This is a genomic window from Candidatus Syntrophosphaera sp., from assembly GCA_019429425.1.
Classification (GTDB): domain Bacteria; phylum Cloacimonadota; class Cloacimonadia; order Cloacimonadales; family Cloacimonadaceae; genus Syntrophosphaera.
Genome location: JAHYIU010000108.1, coordinates 1 through 6,417, shown reverse-complemented (window position 1 = coordinate 6,417; position 6,417 = coordinate 1). Strand labels below are relative to the sequence as shown.

At 55.8% G+C, this 6,417-nt stretch carries 4 protein-coding genes and 1 pseudogene; 1 reads left to right on the top strand and 4 read right to left on the bottom strand.

Translation table 11 applies throughout. From position 1 onward, the window contains the following. On the bottom strand, nt 1–478 hold a 478-nt coding region (locus tag K0B87_09060; protein ID MBW6514884.1), incomplete at its 3' end, for an SDR family NAD(P)-dependent oxidoreductase. Nucleotides 479–486: 8 nt separating this feature from the next. Beyond that, the gene (gene coaBC / locus K0B87_09055; protein MBW6514883.1) at nt 487–1,653 is read right to left on the bottom strand and encodes a bifunctional phosphopantothenoylcysteine decarboxylase/phosphopantothenate--cysteine ligase CoaBC; all 1,167 of its coding nucleotides are present in this window, start codon (nt 1,651–1,653) and stop codon (nt 487–489) included. A 637-nt stretch (nt 1,654–2,290) separates the two neighbouring features. Here coaBC and K0B87_09050 point away from each other — a divergent pair. Next, complete coding sequence (locus K0B87_09050) at nt 2,291–3,067, top strand: phosphatase PAP2 family protein (protein MBW6514882.1); 777 nt, start codon at nt 2,291–2,293, stop codon at nt 3,065–3,067. 49 nt (nt 3,068–3,116) lie between these two features. Here the strand turns inward: K0B87_09050 and K0B87_09045 are convergent, their stop codons facing one another. Both K0B87_09045 and K0B87_09040 read right to left on the bottom strand, forming a co-directional pair. After that, the gene (locus K0B87_09045) at nt 3,117–5,300 is read right to left on the bottom strand and encodes a DUF3459 domain-containing protein (protein ID MBW6514881.1); all 2,184 of its coding nucleotides are present in this window, start codon (nt 5,298–5,300) and stop codon (nt 3,117–3,119) included. 94 nt (nt 5,301–5,394) lie between these two features. Continuing rightward, nucleotides 5,395–6,417, bottom strand: a pseudogene (locus tag K0B87_09040) (excinuclease ABC subunit UvrA).

The window sequence follows — 6,417 nt, the reverse complement described above, 5'->3', positions numbered from 1 at the left end:
TTTTGACCAGATTCACCAGTGCCGCTTTGGCCGCGGAATAGGCCGCTCCATTCTTCAGGCCGGTCAGGGCAACATTGGAGCCGAAGATCACCACCCGCCCGAACTGGTTCGCGATCATCCCCGGCAGGCAGTTGCGCAGGATGTTGTAGGCCATCACGAGGTTTGAGCCCAACACCTGGTTGAAGACCAGCGGATCACTCTCAGCGAGGGTTTTGGCGTCGGAACTGCGGACAGCGGCGGTGTGGATCAGCCGGGCGGGAACCGCGGTTAGTTTTTGGGAGGCGGAATCCAGCGCTTTGCGGGTTTCCTCAAAAGAGCAGAGGTCGCAGCTCTGGAGCAGGACGCCGTCAAGCCCATCCAGTTCCGCGATGCGCTGAACTTCCTTGTGGTAAAGCAAGAGCAGGGGCTCTCCGCTCCCGGCGTAATGCCTGGCCAGATGGCTGCCCACCTGTCCGTTGGCGCCGGTGATGATGGTCATTCCCCGTTTCATGGCTTCGCGATCTGCCCAACCAGTTGCAGGGCCACGGCGAATTTGTCGCCCTCCAGCCGGATTGATTTCTTGTTTTTGGCAAAGATCAGGGTCAGGGCGGTTTCATCCGCGCCCGCCGTGTCCAGATGGTTGACGCAGATCAGGTCCAGATTCTTGCGCTCCAGCTTGACTTTGGCATTGGCGGCCAGGTTTTCGGTCTCGGCCGCGAAGCCCACCAGGATCTGCTTTTTGGGTTTGACCCGGCCCAATTCAGCCAGGATGTCCTGGGTGGGAACCAGTTCCAATGCCAGCTTTCCGCCTTTCTTGATCTTCTGGGCGGAAGTCTTGGCCGGCCTGAAATCCGAGACCGCGGCGCATTTGACGATGATGTCGTAGGCGCCGGGAGCGCGCAAAACTTCGTCTGCCATCTCCTGCACTGTGGGAGTGAACACGGCCTTGTGCAGGTAGTAGGGAAGCGTTTCGGAGACGTTTCCGTGCACCAAAGTGACCCGCGCGCCCCTCAGGGCAAAGGCCCGGGCGATGGCCAGTCCCATCTTGCCGCTGGATTTATTGGTGAGCGTGCGCATGGGATCGAGCGGCTCGGAGGTCGCTCCGGCGGTGACCAGAACCTTCTTCCCACTTAGGTTTGCGGGATGTTCCAAATAACAGCGGATGGCGAAAACGACCTCCTCGTTGGGGGGATACTTGCCTTTGCCTTCATAGCCGCAGGCGAGCAGGCCGGTGACGGGTTCCAGAACGTGGTTGCCCCGCTTTTTGAGGAGGGCGATGTTGGCCTGGGTGGCCGGATGATCGTACATGTGGACATTCATCGCCGGAACGAAGAGGACGGGCTTGAGATGCGCCAAAAGGAGCGAAGACAAGAGGTCGTCGGCTATCCCGTAAGCCGCCTTGGCCATGATGTTCGCTGTGGCCGGAGCCACCACGATCAGGTCCGCCCAATCCGCCAGAGTGATGTGCGGAATGGGGTCATTATCTTCCCAAAGCGTGGTGTGCACGCTGTTCTGGGTGATGGCGGCAAAGTTTATCCCCGCCACGAAGCGCTGGGCGTGGGAAGTGAGGACGGTTTTCACCTCATAGCCCGCCTTGCTAAGCCGGCTGGCCAGGTCAATCGCTTTATAGGCGGCGATCCCGCCTGTTACGCAGAGCAGTATTTTTTTCTTCATAATTGTTCCCATTACAGTCCCTTAATTCGCCGGGCGCTTTTGTGTCAATCCAAAATAACGGGAAGCTTTCGCAATATATACCTGCCTTGCCCATCTTTCCTGCCCTTTCTCTTTTCCGCAGCTTCAAGTTATGCCAGTTTTACACTCATTGGACACATCCCGAACTTTATTCGGAGTGTGTAGGGTGAATATCAGATGGGCGTGGATATAGGGAAATTGCTTCAATCAAGATGCAGCTGTGTTAACCCGATCGTAAAATATTGCTGGGCTATGTTTTGTTAAAAACCCGTTAAAATCCAGATTGGCTAATCTATTGCTGGACAGTATGTTGTTAAAACCCCGTAAAAACCGGAGGTGAGCTAACTCATTTAGCACCATAGAGTTGTTAAGTTGTAAGAATAATTCCCTATACTGAAGAAAACAATATAAAAATTAATCCTGATAAACCCGGAAAGTTTCTTACAACTTAACGGATAGATCTTAACCGCATGGCATGCAGAGAGTTACTTCCGTAAAAACCGCGCAGGAATCAGTAAGGATCGCTTGGTGTTTTTACTGAAATGGTGTATCGCCATCGGCGCGAAGTGATTTATCCTTGACTAAAAACCGCTTTGGAGCGAAAGGACAATACATGAGAATGATATGTATTTTGGTTTTGCTATGCGCGCTATTCCCTGGCCTCGCTTTAGCCGGGGAACCGGACGCGGAATTTTGGAAAGCCTACGCGCTCTCCTATCCCCAAACGGCCATTAAAGCGGTCACAGCGCCTCTGGAATGGGAAACCGGAAATTGGTTGACGGCTGGGGGAGTTGTCCTCGTGACGGGGATCTTATACTCTTATGATGAGGAATTGAGGGACCTTTTCCAGCGCAACCGGACGGACTGGGGCGACGGCGTGATGACCGGATTCAAGCAGTTCGGCGAGGGCAAATATGTTCTTCCGGCGATCGGCGCGACCGTATTGGGAGCCTGGCTGGCCGGTTCGGACAAGACCATGGACACCGGCCTGCTCTGCCTGAAAAGCTATTTGCTGGCCAATGGCGTAACCCAGGGCTTGAAGTTTTCCACCCAAAGGCTGAGGCCAGAGGCTGAACAGGGCAAGGAGTTCTGGAATTCCTCCTCTCTCTCCTTCGACAGGTCCTTTCCTTCCGGACACACAACGATAGTTTGGAGCGTTGCGCCCATCCTGGCCCATCAATACAAGGATTCCGGCTGGGTCGGACCCACTGTCTACACCATCGGGGCGCTGACCTCCTATTCCCGGCTTAACGACAACCGACACTGGGCCAGCGACGTCTTTTTCGGGGCGGTGGTCGGATATGTCACAGCCCGCCTGGTTTTGGAAGACACGCCAAGGCTGGCAGTCGCTCCCGATCCGGCTTTGAAGGGGATTTCCGTCCGCTATGAGTTCTGATGGCCTGGCGTGAAAGGGTTGCAGGGTTTAACACCTGCTTCAGCTGGTTTTACTGATTTAGAAAGACTACGCCTGAATCAGGCGGAAGCAGGAATCCATCCGAGCGGGGGACCACGTCGCCGAGGGTGAAAAGGGTCTCCCCCGCCTCCGGGTTTCCCTGGACATGGCTGGCAGTAGAATAATTCAGGATTACAATGATCCTTCCCAAGCTATCGTAGCGTTGCCAGGCCAGTAGGCCGTCAGGAACCTCCAGAAAGCTGAATTCACCTTCTCTGAGCAGTGTGTGGCATTTGCGCAGGCGGATCAGTTCGCGGTAAAACTCCCTCAGGTCACTGGCCTCGGGATCCTGCTCCCAAGCCCAATTGAAGGGGCGGCGGTTGTCCGGGTCCTTGCCCCCGCGCATGGCGATCTCATCGCCGTAATAGATGTGGGGCGCGCCGCTGAAGGTCATCTGGAAAAGCAAGGCCAGCTTGAGCCGGGAGATGTTTCCCTTGGCCAATTCAAGAACGCGTACCGTGTCGTGGCTGCCCAGCAGGTTCATCATCGCCCCCAGGGCCTGGAAAGGATATTGGGCCAGGCCTTCCTCGATCTTGGCGCGAAAACCGCGGCAGTCGATGAGCCGCAGGATGAAGAATTCCAGCAGGGGATCCTTGAAGCAGGCGTAGTTCATCACGGAATCGAAATAGTTGGGGCCAACCCAGCCCCGGGCGCTTTGCCAGATCTCGCCAACGATCCAGGCCTCGGGCTTGATCGCCTTCACCTGTTCGCGGAAGAGCTGCCAAAACCAGTAGGGAACTTCATCCGGGACGTCGAGGCGGAAACCGTCGATGCCGATCTCCAGCAGCCACCAGCGCACGCAATCCAGAATATGTTCCACCAAAGGCTGGTTGGGTACGGCTTTGTAAATATCTTTCACGTAGTTCTCGGAGGGATGGGTGCGGCTAAGGTCAAAATTGAGGTCTGGCATGTCTTTGATGCCCCACCAGCACTGATAGTATTCCTTGGGCTTGAAATCGGGCGGGAGCGGCTCCGGCAGAGGCCATTTGACCCAGTCGAACCAGCTCCAATACTCTGAAGCGGGGCCTTTCTGCACTGTGTCGCGGAAGGCCCAGAAATCATCGCCGCAATGGTTGAAAGCGATGTCCACGATGATCCTGATCCCTGTTTCATGGGCTTCCCGGACCAGGGCCTGCAGGACTTGGGTGGAGCCAAAATGGGGATCGATCTTGCGGAAATCCGCCGCGTCGTATTTATGGTTGGATTTGGCCTGCCAGAGGGGATTGAAATAGATCACGGTGATCCCCAGGTCTTTCAAGTAATCCAGCTTCTGGTGGACTCCGGGGATGTCTCCGCCATAGAAGGACCACCAGTCAGGTTTGCCCGGTTCCAGCCAGGGGCTTTGCCTGAGGCCGCTGATGTCGGTCCAGTCCCGCACCAGATGGTAGTATTCCCGGTGGGGAGGCAGGAATTCCCCATCCGGCGGGGGTTCGCGGCAATCATCATACCAGCTTTCGCTAAAATCCGGATTGAGGGAAGGATCCCCGTTGTGAAAGCGGTCGGGAAAGATCTGGTAGATGACGCTGTCCCGCACCCAGTCCGGAACTGCGAAAACCGGCAGTTCCCGTAGTTGGATGCGGATCGGATTCAGCTTTCCCAATTGCTCGGAAAAAACCTCTTCCCCAAGGTACAGAACGTGTCCCTCGGCCTTGACGGCGATCCAGACATCCAAGCTGTCCCGGGCTGATGCAAAGCAGCAATGCCAGACCTCCCTGTTGGCGTGGACACCCAAACGGAATAGCTGGGTGTCCTTTCCATCCAGTTTTGCTACAAGCTCCGCGGGCAAAGAGGGATGCCAGTTGAACCTAAGTTCGTAGAGATTTTCCGCCATCCGGTTCACGGAAATGTAGTGGCCCAGCCTTTCCCGGAGCGGTGCCTGGTCCTGCCAGATATCCTTCCAGGCGAAGCGGGGCTTCTTCTGGCCATCCACCACCAGGATGGAGTTCATCCCGCCGAAGGGATCAGCTTCCAGGTTGGGATTGTTGGGATCCGCGATCCAGTTTCCGTCCACGATGAATTTGTAGCGGTAGCGGCCTTTTTCCACGTGCAGGCTGATGAGGTAGATCCCGCCTACATCGATCAGGTCGAGGATCTCCCAAGACGTGAAATCCCCTGCGATCCCCACTTCGTGAGTTCCAGCGGTCGGCGGTTGATATCTAAAACGAATGTCTGCCATTTCAGCTTACATTTTGCTTGGAGGAAGTCTTTTTCCTGGGTTTTGAAACAGCCTGCGGTTTGGTTTCCCGATCGTAATGGACCTTGAGAAACTGCCCTGTATAGGATTTCTTGCATTTGATAATGTCTTCGGGAGTGCCAGTCGCGATCACGTAGCCGCCTTCGTCGCCACCTTCCGGGCCGAGGTCGATTATCCAATCCGCTGATTTGATCACGTCCAGATTGTGCTCGATCACCACCACCGTGTTGCCCATGCGCACCAGTTTGGAAAGCACCTTGAGCAGTTTGTTGATATCGTCGAAATGCAGTCCGGTGGTAGGCTCATCCAGCAGATAGAGAGTGTTGCCAGTGCTGACCTTGCTCAGTTCGCGGGAAAGCTTGATGCGCTGGGCTTCACCGCCGGATAGTGTGGTGGAAGGCTGGCCCAGCTTCATGTAATCGAGCCCGACTTCCATCAGGGTGTCCAGCTTGCCGCGGATCGAGGGAATGTTGGCAAAAAAATCGTAGGCTTCCTGGACGTCCATGTCCAGCACTTCGGCGATGTTTTTGCCCTTGTAGCGGATGGAAAGGGTCTCCTGATTGTATCTTTTCCCCTTGCATACTTCGCAGGTGACGAAGATATCGGCCATGAAATGCATCTCGATCTGCTTCACGCCTGCCCCTTCGCAGGCTTCACAGCGACCGCCCCGCACGTTGAAGGAAAACCTCCCGGCACTGTAACCGCGGATCTTCGAGGCCGGCAATTGGCTGAACAGGTTGCGGATAGGATCAAAGAGTTTCACATAGGTGCAGGGATTTGAGCGTGGGGTGCGTCCGATCGGCTGCTGGTCGATGCAGATGATCTTATCCATGTGTTCCAGGCCCTCGATCGCCGAAACCGGCCCAACTCTGTGCGTCGTGCGGAAAAAGTGGTTGTGCAGATAGGGATAGAGGGTCTGGTTGATCAGAGAGCTCTTTCCGCTGCCGGAAACGCCGGTCACGCAGACAAACAGGCCGACGGGGATCTCCACATCGATGCTTTTCAGGTTGTTGTGGGTGGCACCGCGGATGGTGATCCGGCGCTCATCTGCTTTCACCCTCTGAGCCGGGATGGGAATGGTCAGGCGCCCGCTCAGATA